The 19,298-nt window shown below is 47.2% G+C and carries 15 protein-coding genes, 5 tRNA genes and 3 pseudogenes; 11 read left to right on the top strand and 12 right to left on the bottom strand.

The window, feature by feature from the left end; translation table 11 throughout:
- On the top strand, positions 1–930 hold the full coding sequence (gene ldtA, locus J4650_RS04905) for a L,D-transpeptidase (protein WP_001252828.1): 930 nt from the start codon (positions 1–3) through the stop codon (positions 928–930).
- 225 nt (positions 931–1,155) lie between these two features.
- On the opposite strand, the gene J4650_RS04900 is transcribed toward ldtA, so the two are convergent.
- Positions 1,156–1,231 (bottom strand) — tRNA-Asn (locus tag J4650_RS04900).
- 159 nt (positions 1,232–1,390) lie between these two features.
- On the opposite strand from J4650_RS04900, the gene J4650_RS04895 reads away from it, so the two are divergent.
- The 4 genes and pseudogenes from J4650_RS04895 (at position 1,391) to J4650_RS04880 (ending at position 4,267) form a co-directional block, all read left to right on the top strand.
- The gene (locus J4650_RS04895) at positions 1,391–2,848 is read left to right on the top strand and encodes an EmmdR/YeeO family multidrug/toxin efflux MATE transporter (RefSeq protein WP_001538409.1); all 1,458 of its coding nucleotides are present in this window, start codon (positions 1,391–1,393) and stop codon (positions 2,846–2,848) included.
- Between the two features lie 140 nt (positions 2,849–2,988).
- Positions 2,989–3,064, top strand: a tRNA-Asn gene (locus tag J4650_RS04890).
- 419 nt (positions 3,065–3,483) lie between these two features.
- A pseudogene (locus tag J4650_RS04885) lies at positions 3,484–3,947 on the top strand (STM2901 family protein).
- Entirely contained in the window at positions 3,941–4,267 is a 327-nt protein-coding gene (locus tag J4650_RS04880) for a DUF1493 family protein (protein ID WP_000228159.1), read from the top strand. The pseudogene J4650_RS04885 and the gene J4650_RS04880 overlap by 7 nt, the downstream one beginning before the upstream one ends.
- Here the strand turns inward: J4650_RS04880 and J4650_RS04875 are convergent.
- On the bottom strand, positions 4,256–4,417 hold the full coding sequence (locus J4650_RS04875) for a hypothetical protein (RefSeq protein WP_023888257.1): 162 nt from the start codon (positions 4,415–4,417) through the stop codon (positions 4,256–4,258). The genes J4650_RS04880 and J4650_RS04875 overlap by 12 nt on opposite strands.
- Before the next feature lie 45 nt (positions 4,418–4,462).
- On the opposite strand from J4650_RS04875, the gene J4650_RS04870 reads away from it, so the two are divergent.
- Positions 4,463–5,917 carry an AMP nucleosidase gene (locus J4650_RS04870; RefSeq protein WP_023993353.1) on the top strand — a complete coding sequence of 485 codons (1,455 nt, stop codon included), beginning with the start codon at positions 4,463–4,465 and terminating at the stop codon, positions 5,915–5,917.
- A gap of 950 nt (positions 5,918–6,867) precedes the next feature.
- Here the strand turns inward: J4650_RS04870 and J4650_RS04865 are convergent.
- From J4650_RS04865 to mtfA, 9 genes and pseudogenes are all read right to left on the bottom strand, one after another.
- The gene (locus J4650_RS04865) at positions 6,868–7,740 is read right to left on the bottom strand and encodes an SIR2 family protein (protein ID WP_023993352.1); all 873 of its coding nucleotides are present in this window, start codon (positions 7,738–7,740) and stop codon (positions 6,868–6,870) included.
- Positions 7,737–8,786, bottom strand: coding sequence for a ParA family protein (locus tag J4650_RS04860; RefSeq protein ID WP_023994311.1), 1,050 nt, complete (start codon positions 8,784–8,786; stop codon positions 7,737–7,739). Before J4650_RS04860 ends, J4650_RS04865 begins: the two co-directional genes overlap by 4 nt.
- A 10-nt stretch (positions 8,787–8,796) precedes the next feature.
- Entirely contained in the window at positions 8,797–9,882 is a 1,086-nt protein-coding gene (locus tag J4650_RS04855; RefSeq protein WP_075807433.1) for a DNA methyltransferase, read from the bottom strand.
- A gap of 195 nt (positions 9,883–10,077) precedes the next feature.
- Positions 10,078–10,950: pseudogene (locus J4650_RS04850) on the bottom strand (integrase domain-containing protein).
- Positions 10,951–11,424: 474 nt separating this feature from the next.
- A complete protein-coding gene (locus J4650_RS04845) occupies positions 11,425–11,898 on the bottom strand; it encodes a protease (protein ID WP_023993346.1) in 474 nt (157 codons plus the stop codon).
- A gap of 163 nt (positions 11,899–12,061) precedes the next feature.
- Positions 12,062–12,137: transfer RNA gene (locus tag J4650_RS04840), tRNA-Asn, on the bottom strand.
- 420 nt (positions 12,138–12,557) lie between these two features.
- Positions 12,558–12,863, bottom strand: a pseudogene (locus J4650_RS04835) (Arm DNA-binding domain-containing protein); the annotation flags it as partial.
- Between the two features lie 167 nt (positions 12,864–13,030).
- Positions 13,031–13,106 (bottom strand) — tRNA-Asn (locus J4650_RS04830).
- Between the two features lie 100 nt (positions 13,107–13,206).
- Positions 13,207–14,004, bottom strand: coding sequence for a DgsA anti-repressor MtfA (gene mtfA / locus J4650_RS04825; RefSeq protein ID WP_000598920.1), 798 nt, complete (start codon positions 14,002–14,004; stop codon positions 13,207–13,209).
- 88 nt (positions 14,005–14,092) lie between these two features.
- Here mtfA and J4650_RS04820 point away from each other — a divergent pair.
- The 5 genes from J4650_RS04820 (at position 14,093) to J4650_RS04795 (ending at position 17,329) form a co-directional block, all read left to right on the top strand.
- Positions 14,093–14,182 (top strand) — tRNA-Ser (locus J4650_RS04820).
- Between the two features lie 590 nt (positions 14,183–14,772).
- Positions 14,773–15,192 (top strand): translesion error-prone DNA polymerase V autoproteolytic subunit, encoded by a 420-nt coding sequence (locus J4650_RS04810; RefSeq protein WP_000394197.1) that lies wholly within the window; start codon positions 14,773–14,775, stop codon positions 15,190–15,192.
- 2 nt (positions 15,193–15,194) lie between these two features.
- Complete coding sequence (locus J4650_RS04805) at positions 15,195–16,463, top strand: Y-family DNA polymerase (protein ID WP_023993345.1); 1,269 nt, start codon at positions 15,195–15,197, stop codon at positions 16,461–16,463.
- A 454-nt stretch (positions 16,464–16,917) separates the two neighbouring features.
- Positions 16,918–17,130 carry a cold-shock protein gene (locus J4650_RS04800; protein ID WP_000208509.1) on the top strand — a complete coding sequence of 71 codons (213 nt, stop codon included), beginning with the start codon at positions 16,918–16,920 and terminating at the stop codon, positions 17,128–17,130.
- Positions 17,131–17,140: 10 nt separating this feature from the next.
- A complete protein-coding gene (locus J4650_RS04795) occupies positions 17,141–17,329 on the top strand; it encodes a hypothetical protein (RefSeq protein ID WP_024131109.1) in 189 nt (62 codons plus the stop codon).
- Positions 17,330–17,587: 258 nt separating this feature from the next.
- Here J4650_RS04795 and ompS1 read toward each other — a convergent pair whose 3' ends face one another.
- A complete protein-coding gene (gene ompS1, locus J4650_RS04790; RefSeq protein WP_023993344.1) occupies positions 17,588–18,784 on the bottom strand; it encodes a porin OmpS1 in 1,197 nt (398 codons plus the stop codon).
- Positions 18,785–19,298 lie beyond the last annotated feature (514 nt).

Raw genomic sequence — 19,298 nt, 5'->3', positions numbered from 1 at the left:
ATGCGTCGTATCACACCTTTTTTTCCGTTTTTCGTCTTGTTGGTAAGCCATTTCTCGCTGGCTATAAGCTATCCGTTGCCGCCCGAAGGCAGTCGTCTGGTAGGACAGCCTGTCACAGTCGCCGTACCACAGAACAATACTCAGCCCTTAGAGTCATTTGCCGCCCGCTACGGTCAGGGGCTGAGTAATATGCTTGAAGCGAATCCCGGCGTGGATGTGTTTTTACCTCAGTCTGGTTCCACACTGGTGGTGCCGCAGCAGTTGATTCTGCCTGACACCGTTCGTGAAGGTATTGTGGTAAACGTCGCCGAGATGCGCCTTTATTATTATCCCGCAGGCACGAATACGGTTGAGGTGCTACCCATTGGTATTGGTCAGGCTGGCCGTGAAACGCCGCGCAACTGGGTAACTGCGGTTGAACGCAAACAAGATGGCCCGGTTTGGGTGCCAACGGCTAATACGCGTCGGGAATATGCTAAAGAGGGAAAAACGCTGCCCGCGATGGTGCCTGCGGGGCCGGATAACCCTATGGGGCTATACGCAATATATATCGGCAGGTTATATGCCATCCATGGCACTAATGCTAACTTTGGCATTGGCCTTCGCGTCAGTCAGGGCTGTATCCGTTTACGCAATGACGATATTAAATATTTATTCGACCATGTTCCTGTAGGAACCCGCGTTCAGATTATCGACAGGCCCGTTAAATTTTCGGTAGAGCCGGATGGCAGTCGTTGGCTGGAGGTACACGAACCGCTTTCTCGTAACCGTGCTGAATTTGAGTCAGACAAAAAAGTTCCATTGCCCGTTACGCCAGTGCTGCGCACGTTTATCAAAGGGGATGACGTTGATACTTCGCGGGTTAATGAGGTGCTGGAGCGCCGTTCCGGAATGCCGGTCAACATTAGCGCAGGCAGGTCTGGCCTTTAAATATCCTGCCACATTGCTGGTTTTCATGGGCTGGAGTATCTGTATTAGTAGTGAGTGTCATAGCAGGGGCTTCATTTTCTCAACGAACCGTGAGGCCCCCGATTAAGCCCTCAAAAACTATGGGTGTCAAAAAACCCGGCAAACCTTATCAGGTTAACCGGGTAAAGATAAGTTCTTATTTTTTGAACGTCTCCGGACTCACCAGGATGTCCCGAAACTAAAATCTGGCTCCTCTGACTGGACTCGAACCAGTGACATACGGATTAACAGTCCGCCGTTCTACCGACTGAACTACAGAGGAATCGTGTGGGGTCGTATATTAGCGGCGGAAAAATTTTTGTCAAACCCCATTTAACCTCTTACAGATTCGATTGCGGGTTATCTCATCACTTTGTTGCATTTGCAGACATTTTTTCTGCAAAAAGCTTTGCAGCCTTACGATTTCTCGCTCATTATTGAAATGTGGTTTCAACTCTCTTCTTTAAGGTCCATTTTGAACGTCTCCACTGCCTTACGCCAGGCTGTCGTCCGTACGCCCTGGTATGCCAAACGCAAGAGCTACAAAGTGTTGTTCTGGCGTGAAATCACCCCACTTGCTATCCCTATTTTTCTGGAAAATACCTGTGTTTTGCTAATGGGCGTGCTCAGTACTTTTCTCGTCAGTTGGCTGGGCAAGGAAGCAATGGCGGGCGTGGGGCTTGCCGACAGTTTTAATATGGTAATTATGGCTTTTTTTGCGGCTATCGATCTTGGTACTACGGTGGTGGTTGCCTTTAGCCTGGGCAAGCGCGACAGGCGACGGGCAAGGGCGGCGGCGCGCCAGTCGCTGGTGATTATGACGCTATTTGCCGTTGTGCTGGCAGTGGTCATTCATTATTTCGGCAGTGAAATTATTAATATTGTCGCAGGCGAGGCGACGCCAGAAGTAAAGGGGCTGGCGTTAACGTACCTTGAACTGACGGTGCTGAGTTATCCGGCTGCGGCAATTGCGCTAATCGGTAGCGGCGCGCTGCGTGGGGCAGGGAATACTAAAATCCCGTTGATGATTAACGGCGGGATGAACATTCTCAATATTATCATCAGCAGCATCCTGATTTACGGGGCTTTCTCCTGGCAAGGGCTGGGTTTTGCCGGCGCGGGGCTGGGATTAACCATTTCGCGCTACATCGGCGCGGTAGCGATTATTTGGGTGCTGATGATTGGTTTTAATCCGGCGCTGCGCATTCCGCTGAAAAGCTATCTGAAGCCGCTGAATTTCGGCATTATCTGGGAAGTGATGGGGATTGGTATTCCGGCGAGCATTGAATCAGTGCTGTTCAACGGTGGCAAACTACTGACGCAAATGTTTGTCGCCGGAATGGGCACTAACGTTATTGCGGGTAACTTTATTGCCTTTTCCGTGGCGGCGCTTATCAACCTGCCGGGTAACGCCCTTGGTTCGGCGTCGACTATTATCACCGGTAAGCGTCTTGGTACCGGGCAAATTGGTCAGGCAGAGCGTCAACTGCGCCATGTATTCTGGATGTCGACTATCGTACTTACGGCAATTGCCTGGGGGACGGCGCCGTTCGCGGGTCTGTTTGCCTCATTTTATACCCAGGAGCAGGACGTAAAAGAGGTAGTGAAAGTTCTGCTCTGGCTTAATGCTGCCTTTATGCCAATTTGGGCGGCCGCGTGGGTGCTGCCGTCGGGTTTTAAAGGCGCGCGCGATGTGCGATTTGCGATGTGGGTATCGATGCTGGGGATGTGGGGCTGTCGCGTTGTGGCAGGGTATACGCTTGGTATTGTGCTGGGTATGGGGGTTGTAGGGGTTTGGCTGGGGATGTTTCTTGACTGGGCCGTGCGCGGCGCGCTGTTTTACTGGCGTCTGGTAAGCGGGCGCTGGCTGTGGAGATACCCGCGCGTAAAGAGGGAGTAAGCGCTTTTTGCTGTGAAAATCATCAGGAAACGGTGAATTTTAACCGAAGTGTGGAATAAAGCAGCAAACGAACTTTTTTTGTGAAAACAGGCTTTGACAAGCCAGGGGCACCTCGTTAATATTCGCCCCGTTCACACGATTCCTCTGTAGTTCAGTCGGTAGAACGGCGGACTGTTAATCCGTATGTCACTGGTTCGAGTCCAGTCAGAGGAGCCAGATTTTAGTTTCGGGATATCCCAGCGAGTCCGGAGACGTTTAAAAAAACAAGAAGTTATCTTTGCCCGGTTGACCTGAGAAGGTTTGCCGGGTTTTTTGACATCCATAGTTTTTGGGGCTTAATCGGGGCCTCACGGTTCGCTGAGAAAATGAAGCCCCCGCCGATGGCATTAACCGATACCGCTATCCGCAAGATCAAACCCGTATCAGTATGCTGACATATAGATGTGTTCGGTTCAAACGGAGCGATCACACAAGCTTGCCAGGTGATGCCCCTGGTGGGAATCGCGACTGTCTCTTTCATCTGATTTCAGATATTTCCAGTGATCTTGATCCGTTCTTTCCCAAAAGATTGATTTCTTTCATTCGAAACAAGGATGTACAATAAGTAAACCAAAATAGTAACTATAGAGTTTCTAATGGATACAGTAGAAGAACTAAATGGAACATACTTCTATGCAGGAAAATCCAATCTGACTGCTGCCGAACTTCTGTTATGATTTTTTGTGAGAATACCGCAAGCCAGTTTGGGATTGGTGTTGCAGATTTCGGGGCTGTTGTTGCTTTGGCATCAGGTCGTAATAATCTTTGGACAAGGGCGAAACCCGCTGGAGCGACTAAAGGCACATCATACGCGTCCAGGACTGCACGTGCAGTGTTTAAAAAGTCAAAATTTCCCTTTGGAATATCCCTTCCGACATGGTTAGGCGGTTACACCCCGTGGACAGCCAGACGTGTTATGGTTCGTAACATTGCGCCGTTTGTTGGACGTTTCATTCCTTTGATCGGGGAAATTATCCTTGCCGCAGATGTGTCACAAATAACATATCGCACTATACGCGACTACAATACCATTGCTCGGGGCAATGATAAGTTATGGTAGACAATATTGAACAGCAAGTTTACGAGCTTGTACGGCCTTATGCTGGCACATATCTTTTCAACATTAAGCAAGTGGAATTAACACCAGAGATTGACCTTGATACTGATCTGAGCATTGATGAACTTGAAGCCGAAGATCTCATGAATAAATTCTTCGAGAAACTCAATGTCGAGCGAGGTAACTTCAGAATAGAAACCTATTTTCCTAATCACCCTTTTTCATGGCATCCGTTCAAGAAAACGGAGCCTGTACCCGTCCCAGATTTCACTATCAGCATGCTGATCGAGTCAGCAAAAGCCGGGAAATGGTTATATGACTAATTGTAATGAACTTAACAAATGGCTGTACCAGTACCCTTCTTTTTGAGCGATGATGGTGGCGCTAAGATAGTTCTCTTTTCTTTTTAAAGGGTTCATGTTTACTGCCGCCACCCTTACGCTAACCCCTTTAGTTTCCTCCTTTGCTGTCATACTATCGAATGACGTGCCTCACCTGTGAACGCTAAGGAGAATAATATGGAAAATAAAGGCACAAACCTAACGCCCGAGCAGGCGCTGGATCGCCTGGAGGAGCTATACGAGCAGTCGGTTAACGCGCTCCGTGAAGCCATCGCTGACTATGTTGATAACGGTACGCTGCCCGATCCCCACGCCAGGCTTAACGGACTGTTTGTTTATCCTTCGCTGTCTGTAAGCTGGGATGGCGCGACACCGAACCCGCCTAAAACACGCGCTTTTGGACGCTTTACTCATCCCGGCTGTTATACCACTACCGTTACGCGGCCTGCGCTATTTCGCGCTTATCTTCTGGAACAGCTTAACCTCGTTTACCATGATTATGGCGCGCATATTACGGTGGAGGCCTCGCACCATGAGATCCCGTATCCTTACGTGATCGACGGCTCAGCTCTGACGCTGGATCGTTCTATGAGCGCCGGGCTAACGCGCCATTTTCCTACCACAGAACTGGCGCAGATTGGCGATGAGACAGCAGACGGTCTGTTCCACCCCGGCGAATTCTATCCGTTATCGCACTTCGACGCGCGTCGTGTTGACTTCTCGTTGGCCCGATTACGGCACTATACCGGTACGCCGGTTGAACATTTTCAGCCCTTCGTTTTGTTTACCAACTACACCCGCTATGTCGATGAGTTTGTGCGCTGGGGATGCAGCCAAATTCTTGATCCTGACAGTCCCTATGTCGCGCTTTCCTGTGCTGGCGGAATTTGGATCACGGCAGAAACGGAAGCGCCGGAAGAGGCTATTTCCGATCTGGCCTGGAAGAAGCATCAGATGCCCGCCTGGCACCTGGTAACGGCAGATGGGCAGGGGATTACGCTGGTAAATATCGGTGTCGGCCCTTCAAATGCTAAAACGATTTGCGACCATTTGGCCGTGTTGCGGCCTGACGTCTGGCTTATGATTGGGCACTGTGGAGGGTTACGAGAAAGTCAGGCGATTGGCGATTATGTGCTGGCCCATGCCTACTTACGCGATGATCATGTGCTGGATGCCGTTCTGCCGCCTGATATTCCTATTCCAAGCATTGCGGAAGTACAGCGTGCGCTGTACGACGCTACCAAAGCGGTTAGCGGAATGCCCGGCGAAGAGGTGAAACAGCGACTGCGCACGGGAACCGTCGTCACCACGGATGACCGTAACTGGGAGCTTCGTTATTCCGCATCGGCGCTGCGATTCAACCTTAGCCGCGCGGTTGCGATTGATATGGAGAGCGCGACGATTGCAGCCCAGGGCTATCGCTTCCGCGTGCCTTACGGCACGCTGCTTTGTGTTTCTGACAAACCTTTACACGGTGAAATTAAACTGCCCGGGCAGGCAAACCGGTTTTATGAGGGGGCTATTTCAGAACATTTGCAAATTGGCATTCGTGCTATTGATTTACTACGCGCAGAAGGTGATCGTTTGCACTCACGTAAATTACGCACGTTTAATGAGCCACCGTTTCGCTAACGAAATGAGCTGTCGTCTGCTGTTGGACAGGAGCGGAAGAGGCGTATTTATGTGATATGGAAAGTGGCTGAATGAAGCCTTAGCGGGCGGCGATTCTGCATCCCGCTAAGACCTTATTGTGCCGCGAGCTCCATCGCCATCGCCGGAGACCTGTCGCCGATAATCGCGTCTACGTCAGGAAACGCGCCGGAAGGCGAAAACATTGCGCCGCACTTCACGCTCCTTGAGCGCCTGACCCACAAGCCCGGATTAACAAGCAGATACCGACCGTGTGAATCGGTCAGTTTAAAGGGGTGTCAGAAGGCTTGATACTGCGCGTTTTCGCGTCGGACAGGGATATAGGGTGGTCACGTCATTATCGAACTGAAATGACCCCAAATCAGACCACCAATTTCGCCGGATGCGCAGGGAAAACCAGATACGCATCGGGAAATATTTTCAGGCTAACTTATTGAAACATAACTGAATAGTGACTTATAAGTACGCCTGAAAACAGGAATTTGGCTCCTCTGACTGGATACGATTTGTTCACTATCTGATTGAATTAAAATGATTTAAATTTTTATTGTTAAAATAAGGCCCTCAAAAAAGCCCCTAATTCTATTATTGACTTTAAATGTGATATTAGTCATGTTTTAGGTTGTTGTTCTGATCGTAGATAGATATGACAATCGGCGTTTGCCAAAAACGAACGTTTCAGTATCAGAGGTTGCTCTCAAGTGATAAGTAAGCCATTTTAACACTTACACATAACTGGATATCCAGTGGCAATGCTGTTTGCATATTTGATTAAATTTTAAAGGAAATTATTTGCTTGATGAATGTGTGCTGGCGCAGTTATGATATGCTGTAATATAGTATATCTTCTTGGCTTTTCAGCAAAGAGGCAATTAGTAAACTGAGTGAATATAAAAATGCAAGGGTATTTTTTCTAAACCCTTGCAATAAAATTAACCTTGGTATTGTCTTCTATCTTCGACTTGGACACATAATTCTTTCAAACTTTCTACCAGCTGTATATGATTGTCAGCAGAATCATATTCCAGCACGGATATATTATTTGTTTTTTTGAATGCTGCTATCATTGTCCTATGCATGCCTTTTGACATGGTTGCATAATGAGGATTATCACTAGGGTATGTAATTATATTATTTTCAAGTATCAACTGAATTTCCGGATCATTGACACTGTATCCGATAAAAAGAATGGTATGAGTCAAAAATATACTTTCTAACGCACTGAAAAAACCTGGATATTTTGACCTGGCTTTGAAAAAATCAGATTTGGTGAGAATTGTATGTTCAGGAGTTCCTGCGCAACCATGAACTTTTACAATAATTCTCTTAGGTGAACGCATTCTTGCAATAAGACCATCGTCATAATAATTTAGAGCTACATACCCATCTCGACCTTCATCTCTTAAACAAAGATGCTCATAAATTCTATCGAAATTTGTTGTGAAAACTATTTTCTGGTCAAGACTTAAAACTGCCTTATGTATTTCAGTTGGGTTATATCCCGAAAAAATTGATTCAATGCTTCTGTTATAGTCAGCTGGTTGCATGCAGTTGTGGCGGATTAATTCAGCACAATCAAGATATTTTTGATTTTGAAGAAGCTCATTCGCTTTTTCTTTAGAACCATCTTGATCTTCATGACATTTTTCCAGAAGGATTTCAAGTAATCTATCCCAGGTTGGAGGGCTGATTGTCTCATTATTAGGCCCTTTTTTTGTCGCACTAGCCGATGTACCGGAGCCGATAAATATTACACATCGGCGAGCAGCTAGCTCATCAATTAAAGAATCCGGCCAGTTAATCATTTAGCATCTACCCCCAACATATTTAAATTACGTAAGAGGTTCTCTGCAATTGGATGTATCGTATTGTAAAATTCTTTGACTGCAGAATATTGAGATCCGACAAGTCCATCAGTACTGGTTAAACCGTGAATTGGAACAGCATTTTTTTGAGCTAGAGGTACAAGACTATAAAGGTGTTGTATATCACCAAGTTTGGCATGTTCTGGATGAGCCTCTAAATGCTGAGGATAGAAATTACGAAGATATGTATTAATTTCGACACCAACATTACCTATAATAGATTCGTATGCCTTTGTAGCACGTCTTTCTTTACCGTAGGATTTTGTAATATAAAGTTGAACAGTGTAACCGATGAAACCTTTATATACACTAGGAGTATCAATGATATTAAATCGGTCTCTTAATATAGTTTTCTCCTCAGGTTCTAATAGATTCCATAGATTAATATAGTCTTTTAGCCATTTTGAAAGCCAGGTCGCTATATTTTTAACACCAATGATACTAAAAACATCAGATCCTAAAGGGGTTAGGAAGTGTTGGCAACCAATTAGTACCGAGCGATTTATTGAGCCCAAGCTAGGGCCAAGATCATACATGACGAGATCATATTTATTTTCTAAGAATCTACAGAGGTGATTATTCCAGTTTGTTTGCCTATAACCAGGTCTGTCTCCCGCACGAAGTTGTGACCATGCAGCACCTAATCTATCTTCAATTATTGCTAAATAAGGGTGGCCAGGTAGTAAATCTACACCAAATCTATTTTCTGAAGATTTTAGGAACGTTAGATCAGTGTTTATATCTGAGTCACCATCTTCAATTGGTTGCAAGACATCTTTTATAGTGCTGATTTTGTTATTTGACCTAGTATAAAACTCAGCAGACTCCTCAATTCCCATGATTAATTGTGTGGAATTACATTGCGGATCGCAATCAACAATTAACACTCGCTTATTGAACTCCGTTGCAATAAACGATGCTAGGTTGCAGGTTAGGGTTGTTTTTCCTACACCACCTTTATTATTGAACATTGCTACTGATTTCAATGTGTTCTCCTTACTTATATTCAAATATTAATAGAGACTCAGCAACACTTCCCTTACAATTTTTCCTGGCTCGTCGGGCTTCAGGAATTTCACTCGAAATTTTGTCGGTTAATTCATAGTCAGGCCATTCATTATTTATCAAATCAATTACAATATCGTCTAGCCTTTTTTTTGTAGTATTGGTTGTGGTACCAACAAAAATCGCAAGTTTGCCTCCATGACGTAAATTTTTACGCCATGAATTGAGACATGAACTAAATTGCTCAACAAATCTTGTTGCGCTTGGGGAAATGGACTTATTGAGCGATGACCAATCCTCAACACCCATAAGATAAAGTCGTAATCTATTATCACGAGCATAATCAAGTTGTCCCATGTATGGGGGACTGGTAATTATTGCATCAACCTTACGAGGCAACTCTAAAGTAGAAGCATCTTGCTGATAAACAGTTCTACTTAATGAGTAATCAATTGAAGGCAATGAGTTATACACCCGGAAAATTTTCTTTTCTAGTCGAGGGCGTACTTGCCTATATTCGTAGAGCTCAGGAAAATCATGTGGAGGAAATTTTTTAGTTCTGAGATACGGCACTGTATGACTTGATGGATATGAAAGAAAACCAGGTCGCTGATGGTGAGCGATGGAAAGCAAGCAAGCGAGAGCAAACTCATCATTATTATTTTTTAAAACTGCAACCCATGCTAACAACTCGATTAAAGTTTGTGGATTATAGAAGTCCTTTACCCAAACAGGAATTTCATCAAGATCGATGGTCGGCTTTATCTTTTCAACGAAAGCTGAGTATTTATCTAATAGTACATGGACCCTTTCTGAATTATTAGGTTCATATGGATTTAGTTTTGCGCGTGACACTAGGCAGGCATAGGGGTTGAGGTCGGTACCAATAGTATCCCTACCTTTGAGCCAAGCTTCGAGGAGCACAGTACCAGAACCACAAAATGGGTCGTATACTAATTCGCCTGGTTTGGATACAGTATCAATAGCCCACCCCGCAATTTCGGGGCGCATCTTCCCAATGTATGGGGCTACGGTATGTAGTCGCTCAGTTTTTAATGGGATATCTGCTTTTGTCATTAGGTTCTCAGAGCCATGTGTAAGTACAATCCAATTAAGCGCCATGATACATGGGTTTTCCCCGCCTATAAAGTTGCTTGGAGTCTGTTTAAACTCAGAAAAGGTGATGCATCAGGCGATAATCGCTAAAGCCTTGGTAGCTAGGTTTTTAGATCAGTTGCCAAACTGATTCCATTCTTCACTCTTCGTTGGCAGTCAAATTTGCCCATACACCTGCGCCACATACCGCCCACGCCCGTCCCCATGCCCCAGATCCATCGCCACAATTGCCAGCGCTTCTTTCCTGTTGAACCCCTGCGCCAGATAGTGACTAATGACATCCTGCGCCCACGCATAACGCAGGAAATGCGGAGAATATGCGCCAGTCAGACCAATACGCGCCGCCTGGTTGTGCCAGTAGTCTATCGCGCTTTTCAGATCCGGTTTGTCGATCAGTCGGCCATGACGGCTTTCTGCAATAGCCAGCGCATTATCCAGCGCTTTTCTGACAGCTATAGTATCCAGAATCACCGTTTTGCGGGGCCGTCCGCCTTTGGTGCCGAACACCACGGTTAAGCGCGTATCGCTGCGTTCAATGGCCTATTTCCACGTTTTCAGCGATTGCACGCTCTGCACCGCTTCCTGTGAACGTAAGCCCATCAGCCTCGCCAGTTCCAGCGCCGCCGCCAGTCCCGGATCTTTCATGCGGGCCGTCTCCAGCACATGATGATAATGTTCCGGCGTGATCGCCTGTCGCGTCCCGCTGCGCGATGCACCAGCCAGACCCAGCGATTTATTAGTCAGCCGCTCATGCTCTGCCACCTGTTTACGCCCGGCCTGTTGCAGAACAGCGCGCAGCGAGGCCATTTCATTTTGCAGCGTGCGTTTGCCGATCCCCTACGCCAACCTTTCATGAATATAGCTTTCAATGTGGCGCACCTTAATCTGCGCAACCCGCTGGATATGGACGTTCAAAGCCCGTAAGTGGTGATCGAAACGCTGCACGATATGAATGCGATCGTTCACCGTTTTATGGCTACCACCACAGTGCTTTGCCAGTGCCTTCATTTCACCACCTAACTTGCCCATACACTTCTCCTGTGATTTTGAGAACACAAACAGTCTCCGGCGTATGCTTTTTGGCTGCGCCAGAACGATACCTTTACGCCGGAGTGGTAGTTTGTTGAGGTATAGGGAGTTTCAGACTGTACGCGGTACAGGCTGCCTGCGTGAGCAGGAATTCTCCGGGGCATCATGCCCCCCCTCGGTATCGATCTTTTTCTCTTCTTTCTTGCTGACAGCGGCCCCAAAAAGGCGCGTCAGATTCGGGAATGAACGCCGGAACCCCGAAAACAGGGGCATGGCGCGGTGTAGTGGTTGTGCGTCACTTTGTCGCTTTGCGCGACGAAAGCGACGCACTGGTCGAGTGCAGTACGCGAAAGATCGCAGACTCTGGTGTTGTTTTACGGTCACGCGGCAGCAAAGCCGGACGTCTTTGCAGGCCGCAGCCCGTAAAGTAAAAGGCGTTGATGTGGTAACGGGTGCCGGGTGGAATCGCTTCCGTCACGGTGCAGCATTGACCAGAGATCTGGCGCAGGTACCATCGAGATACTCTTTCAGTTCTTTGGTACCGAACGTGTCGATAGCCCGCTGAGCTGCGCCGAGATTAGACGCCAGCTTGTCACCGCCCATGTCTTTATCGGCTTTAACTGCCGCAGCCCAGTCTTCTGTTTGCTTCTGCCATGACTCCGCTTGCTGTTGTTGCACTCCCGCCAGCACTTTCGGATAGACGTCCACCAGCTTCTGCGCCTGCTCCTGCGTCAGGTTCAGTTCACGCGCCACTGGTTCGAACTGCGCCAGCGCGCTGGTATCGAGTTCCTGACCTTCAGGGGCGGTGAACGCGTATTTCTCCGGCGCGCCGGGCGGCGTTTCTTCTTTCGGTGGAGTGGGCTTATTGGGAGCGGCGGGTGGATTTTCTGACGGTTTTCCTGTACCCGGATCGGTCTGCGTGCCGCCAGCGGTATCGGTTAATGCCATAGGAGGGGGCTCCATTTACTCAACGAACCGTGAGGCCCCGATTAAGCCCCAAAAACTATGGATGTCAAAAAACCCGGCAAACCTTATCAGATCAACCGGGTAAAGATAATTTCTTGTTTTTTAAACGTCTCCGGACTCGCCAGGATGTCCCGAAACTAAAATCTGGCTCCTCTGACTGGACTCGAACCAGTGACATACGGATTAACAGTCCGCCGTTCTACCGACTGAACTACAGAGGAATCGTGTGAACGGGGCGCATAGTAACGATGTGCGATCGGCTTGTCAAAGGGGGAAATAAGGTTGCGCGTTTGTTTGCTGACAAAAACAACAAAGCGTTGAAGTTTTGATCTAATTCCTACTTTGCTCCGGCATGGCGCAACTTTGTCTGTAATTGCACAAGTCAAATGCTGTGACCTTACCGCAATGGCTATGTACCGCGTCTGATGAAACGTGAAAAACTGGCAGGCACTTGGCAAATAATTCTGAGACATAACGCCGTAGAGATTAAGGGCAGGGAGTAGAATGAACTTTAGACGTGAAATATTTTGTGAAAATGGTTGATACAGGCAGTCTGACGCCGGTAGCGGAAATGGCAGATAAATTTCTGGTGCAGGCGAAAAGATTTCCGTCAATATCATAGGCAGAATTATGGTGCATCAGCTTTTGGCGACGACACGGAACGAGCGGGTTTTATCGCGCTTTTCCTGAAGGATTTTTTCATCAGCCTGTTTTTTGCGTTCGGGTCAATCCCCTGATCCAGCAGCCTTTTGACCTCGTCACGGCGTTGTCTGGCATCAGCAAGAGAAACCGCAGGGTAAACCCCAATAGAAAACACCTTCTGTTTGCCATTAAAGCGATAGCCTGACTGCCAGTATTTTGAATCGATAGAGGCCAAACCCGTCAGCGAGCTTGACGGCCTTTTCCGCTGGTCTGGCATTTTTTACTTTAGTATCAGTCAGTGACATGACGGTTCCCTCCGCGTGCTGGTAAAACGCAAATCGAACCAGCTTTACCAGCAAAAGGGTATAGCTTCGAGTGGTTTTTAGTAAACGAGAGTGAACCTGAAGAAGGGGTTAATCAGTTGATATAAATGCAGAAAGCAGACGTCAGTGAACGTCTGCTTCCCTAAATTTGGCTCCTCTGACTGGACTCGAACCAGTGACATACGGATTAACAGTCCGCCGTTCTACCGACTGAACTACAGAGGAATTGTTTCAACGAGGCGCATAATACTGGGCCGGCTATAACGTGTCAACAGTAAAATTAACGCGCCAATTCAATTGGTTAATTAACCCACAAAGTGAGGAATTAATGTTCGGATTCCTCGCCGTAGTCGCCTTCGGCAGCGCTTACCCGTAAGCGCTGAGAAGGATCCTGGCGATAGAACTGGCAAAAACGCTGCCATAGCGCCGGGAAACGTGGAGCAAACAGTTCTGGCGCGCTGAAAAAATACTCTGACAACACGGCAAAACATTCTGCAGGGTCGGTGGCGGCATAGGCATCTATACTGGCAGCGCTTTCGCCAACAAGATCGATTTCATCCTGAATATTATTCATTGCCGCGTGGAGATCGTGTTCCCAGCCAGCCACATCGCGCAACGGGATGAAAGGGATGCCGCTGGCGCGATCGCCATTACGCATATCCAGTTTGTGCGCGACTTCATGAATAATGAGATTGAAACCCGAAGCATCGAACGAGTCCTGGATATCCAGCCAGTTCAGAATAATGGGCCCTTGTTGCCAGCTTTGCCCCGACTGTACGACACGCTGGCTGTGCACCAGACCTATGTCATCTTCCCATTCATCATCTACCACAAAGGGCGCGGGATAAATGAGCACTTCATGAAAACCATCAAGCCACTCAATACCGAGCTCCAGGATCGGTAAGCAAAAAATTAACGCAATACGTGCACTTTTTAACGAGTCGAGCTCAAATCCCTGTAGCGCTACCAGTCTTTTCTGCTGCAAAAAACGTTCGGCTAGCGCAATAAGCCGAGCCTGTTCTTGCGCGGTGAGGTTTACCAGAAGAGGTATAGCCAGCGCATCATCCCACGGCCAGTCTTCGTTCTGGGTTATTTCTTGTGCTTTCCAGGGCCACTTAATCATCGTTTTGCTCGTAAACTCGTCACTTGAACAAAATTACCCGAATAGGGTCTGTTAAAATGCCAAATTACCTGGCATCATTGCAATATACGGAGAGATGCCGGAGCGGCTGAACGGACCGGTCTCGAAAACCGGAGTAGGGGCAACTCTACCGGGGGTTCAAATCCCCCTCTCTCCGCCACAATTCAAACACTTAGCTCATCTTCTTTCAGCGATCAGTCTCACACTTAGAATACACTTAGAATATTCTGTTAGAATATTACGTGAAAAACGTATCGCCATCTTATGCTTTTTCTGCCAGAAGAGGGGGCCAGGGATAGTGTTATTTTTACTTTTCGATCATAAGTCAACTCCTGGTTTTCTGCCCCGCTCTTTCGCCGTACCCCATCTGGATTAATATTGATGTCACTAGCGGCGATTTAACGCCGTCGTCCTCGGTAATCGTCGCCCCCGGCCTGTTGCCCGACATGTTCCCCTGTAGACATGGGCGCAGGGCGAAAGATTAATTGCTGTCAGGGAAACGCGCTGGCGCGTGGCGATAACTTACGCTGCGGGGCTGTCGACGCTGTACAGAAAATGTGGCCTCCAGACTGGCTTAAATATGCACACATGACAATACAACCGGAAAATTTACAAAACCCATAATTTGAACTGAGAGAGAAACTTACAAACGAAGCGACGAAGATTTCAACAGCCGCAGCGACTCCAGTATCTTGCGCGCATGTTTAAATAATACTACTGTATATAAAAACAGTATTCGAGGTATGGATTATGGAATTTTTCAGACCTACAGAGTTGCGCGAAATTATTCCTCTCCCATTTTTCAGTTACTTAGTGCCGTGTGGATTCCCCAGCCCCGCAGCGGACTACATTGAGCAGCGTATCGATCTTAATGAGTTGCTCGTTTCTCATCCCAGCTCAACATATTTTGTCAAAGCCACGGGTGATTCAATGATTGAAGCAGGCATCAGCGACGGCGACCTGCTGGTGGTGGATAGCTCACGGAACGCAGACCACGGTGACATTGTAATTGCGGCAATTGAAGGAGAGTTCACCGTAAAACGGTTGCAGTTGCGCCCGACAGTGCAGTTAATCCCCATGAACGGCGCCTATCGACCCATACCTGTCGGCAGTGAAGACACGCTCGACATATTCGGGGTGGTGACCTTTATCATTAAAGCGGTCAGTTGATTATGTTCGCGCTCTGCGATGTTAATAGCTTTTACGCCTCCTGCGAAACGGTCTTTCGTCCTGATTTATGTGGCCGACCGGTGGTGGTGTTATCAAACAATGATGGCTGCGTTATCGCGTGTAGCGCCGAGGCGAAGCAGCTCGGTATCGCACCAGGTGAGCCATACTTCAAACAGAAAGAACGCTTCCGGCGATCCGGTGTTGTTTGCTTCAGCAGTAATTACGAGCTTTACGCTGATATGTCGAACCGGGTAATGACCACACTCGAGGAGATGGTGCCGCGGGTAGAAATTTACAGCATTGATGAGGCTTTTTGTGATCTGACGGGGGTACGAAACTGCCGGGATCTGACAGATTTCGGGCGCGAGATAAGAGCGACGGTCCTGAAGCGCACGCACCTGACTGTCGGTGTAGGCATTGCCCAGACGAAAACCCTTGCCAAGCTGGCTAACCATGCTGCGAAAAAGTGGCAGCACCAGACCGGCGGGGTGGTTGACTTGTCGAACATCGATCGCCAGCGTCGGCTGCTGGCCCTGATACCCGTAGAGGATGTCTGGGGTGTCGGCAGGCGCATCAGTAAGAAGCTAAATGCCCTGGGCATCAAGACTGCTCTCGATCTCTCTGAACAAAGTACCTGGATCATCAGGAAACACTTCAATGTCGTGCTGGAGCGTACCGTGAGAGAGCTTCGCGGAGAGCCATGTCTGGAGCTTGAAGAGTTTGCGCCGGCAAAGCAGGAAATCGTTTGTAGCCGCTCTTTCGGCGAGCGGGTCACAGACTATGAGGAAATGCGCCAGGCTATTTACAGCTACGCTGCGCGCGCGGCAGAAAAACTCCGCGGCGAGCACCAGTACTGCCGTTTCATCTCAACATTCGTCAAAACATCCCCCTTTGCCCTGAACGAGCCCTACTACGGTAACAGCGCCGCGGTGACGCTTCTCACCCCCACGCAGGATTCACGCGACATTATCAATGCGGCTGTGAAGTGCCTGGATAAAATATGGCGCGACGGCCATCGCTACCAGAAAGCGGGGGTGATGCTGGGTGACTTCTTCAGTCAGGGCGTAGCGCAACTCAACCTTTTCGACGGTAACGCGCCGCGCGCCGGTAGTGCGAAGTTGATGGAAGTACTGGACCATCTTAACGCAAAAGCCGGGAAGGGGACGCTGTACTTCGCCGGGCAGGGGATGTCGCAACAGTGGGCTATGAAGCGAGAAATGCTTTCGCCTCGGTACACCACAAGATACTCTGATCTACTGCGTGTTAAGTAACTTGTGCGATCAATGCCTGAGATGGTTGCCAAATCATCCCCGTTCTCTAACCGGTTTTGGTCGCACAAGATCACAGGAACCTCTCACGATGAGGCGCATGTATCCTGGTTTACGACATAAGTAAATGTGGCGCGTTTATTGCCAGGTAGGCGTTGTGAGACGTCACTTATTTACGCCAGGTTTCAGCCGTAGCGACAGGCATGGATAAAAAGAGTATGGCAATCAGCGTGATAATGATAAAAAACAATTAATATTTTTTTAACAAAACTAAAGCTTGCTATGTGCAGTTAACCATGCGTTAATGGTTGTGCGGTTTGATACAAACTTATCTGAAGTAGTGATTGTAATATTTCTCATCATTTGTTCCTCTTGAGATCTCCTTTAGGTTTTTTTCTCTCTGATAATTTTCTTCAGGCCATTTTGCCCAAGGGCTCATTCAAAAGGTAACAATATTATGACGACGAAAATCACTGGTTTAGTAAAATGGTTTAACCCTGAAAAGGGCTTTGGTTTCATTACGCCTAAAGATGGCAGCAAAGATGTGTTTGTGCATTTTTCCGCCATTCAAAGTAATGAATTCCGCACTCTGAATGAAAATCAGGAAGTGGAGTTTTCAGTAGAGCAGGGACCAAAAGGTCCATCAGCGGTCAACGTTGTGGCGCTTTAAGGCAACTGATATTACTAATAAAATTCACTTCCGGTGTCCATGTTGCCATGGTTCACAATACAGAACATCGACATTCGATGTTACTGAGCAAAACCCGTTTGGCGCGAAATGTATTTTTTGTAAGTCAACCATGATCACTTTTGATAATGTTGGATTATACATTCGCTCAGGACAGGTTCCGCCAGATTTTAGAAAATAATTCATATTAGCTCCGTACCGGAGCTTTTTTATGCCCGATGATTATCATCTATAGACGCTGGCATTCATCATCTATAGTGGCATTTTCCTTTCCCCAAAGGTGTTATTTCTCTTGCAGACAGCGCCTGAAAAGAGCGACGTTGTCTTCATCTATCCGATGAAGCCAGGTCACCTGTCTTTGCGCCGTTATCCGTTATTTAATTCTTGTCCTATAATAACAAGCCCGCGCTAAGCACGGGCTTGAATAATATAAAGCGTCTTAGAACTGGTAGACCAGACCAACACCTACGATATCATCGGTTGCAATACCGTTGTTTGCGTAGAAGTCATCATCTTCGTCCAGCAGGTTGATTTTATAATCAACGTAGGTGGACATATTTTTGTTGAAGTAGTAAGTCATACCGACGTCAACATATTTAACCAGATCTTTGTCGGTGTAACGATAGTTACCACGGCTATCTATATCCTGGCCGCCTAAATCTTTGCCCTTAGACTGCAAGTAGGCGATGGACGGACGCAGACCGAAATCGAACTGATACTGCGCAACCACTTCAAAGTTCTGGGTTTTGTTAGCGATACCGCCGCCACCGCCATCGCCACCGCCATAATAGGTCATGTTGCGGGTTTCAGCGTACATGGCCGCCAGGTAAACATTGTAGGCGTCATATTTGGCACCTACGGTCCAGGCTTCGGCAGTTTCACCGCCGGCATAGCTATTGCCATAGTAATGATGGCCATCACCACGCCCACTAGCAACCTGATTGTCCGTACGGTCAGAGGAAGAGTAGGCCGCACCCAGGCTTAACCCGAAGTCAAAGTCGTAGGAGGTAGACATACCGAAACCGTCGCCGTTTTCACGGGCCAGTTTGCGAGTACCACTATCTGCATCGCTGCCGTTGGTTGTTCCTTCGCCTGCGCCAGGATCTTCATTATTACCCTGGTACTGCAACGCGAAGTTCAGGCCTTCCACCAGACCGAAGAAGTCGGTATTACGGTAGGTAGCAACGCCGTTGGTTCTGCCCAGCATATAGACATCGGTCTGGGTATAAGTATCACCGCCGAATTCCGGCAGCGCATCGGTCCAGGCTTCAATGTCGTAGATAACACCATAGTTACGGCCATAATCGAAAGAGCCGTACTCGCCGAATTTCAGACCGGCAAAGCCCAGACGAGTCCAGGAGTTTGCACCTTCGCCTTCGGTGGTGTTCACCTTAATGTTGTATTCCCACTGACCATAGCCGGTCAGCATATCGTTGATTTGCGTTTCGCCTTTAAAGCCAATACGGGCGTAGGACTGGTCGCCATCGTCGCCTGAATTGTCAGAGAAGTAACGCAGACCATCAACTTTGCCGTACAGGTCGAGTTTGTTGCCATTTTTATTATAAATTTCAGCCGCATTTGCTGCGCCTGCCACTAATAACGCCGGGACAAGCAGTGCCAGAACTTTTCTGTTCATTATGTATTCCCTTATGATAATAATTTATATGAATATGTAGCCACTTCAACAAAACTACAAATTGATACTATTCTATGAAGTTCATGGAATTTAAAAAATAACATGTAACAAAGATATTTAAAATATTTCAATTTGTTTCTGTTTGGTTTTTTATAATACAGGCTATATAAGTAACTAAGAATATATATTCTATAATTATCATTTTTTATCAATGGGTTATGTGTTTTGATTTGATGGCTGTTGGCGTGAATATAATTTGTTTTTTATATGTATTTGATGCTTTGATTAGGAAAAAGCATAAAAAAAACGGCATAAATGCCGGTAATGTGGGTAATGATAAAATAAATGATAAAAGGCTAATAACCGAATCATTCTGACATTTAATGCTAATAAAATAAAACGCTATCGCGGTGCGTAAAAATAAGTTGTTCTGGTTATGGGTTATTCTGCATCAGAGTGCGATTCAATCACCATTCCCTTATTTAACAGCAGGTTCAGCGCCTGACGTAACATT

This window comes from Salmonella sp. 32120201201600049SM, assembly GCF_017572835.1.
In the GTDB taxonomy this organism is placed as follows: Bacteria; Pseudomonadota; Gammaproteobacteria; order Enterobacterales; family Enterobacteriaceae; genus Salmonella; species Salmonella enterica.
Note: the sequence above shows the minus strand (reverse complement) of the source record. Positions and strands in the feature narration are given on the sequence as shown.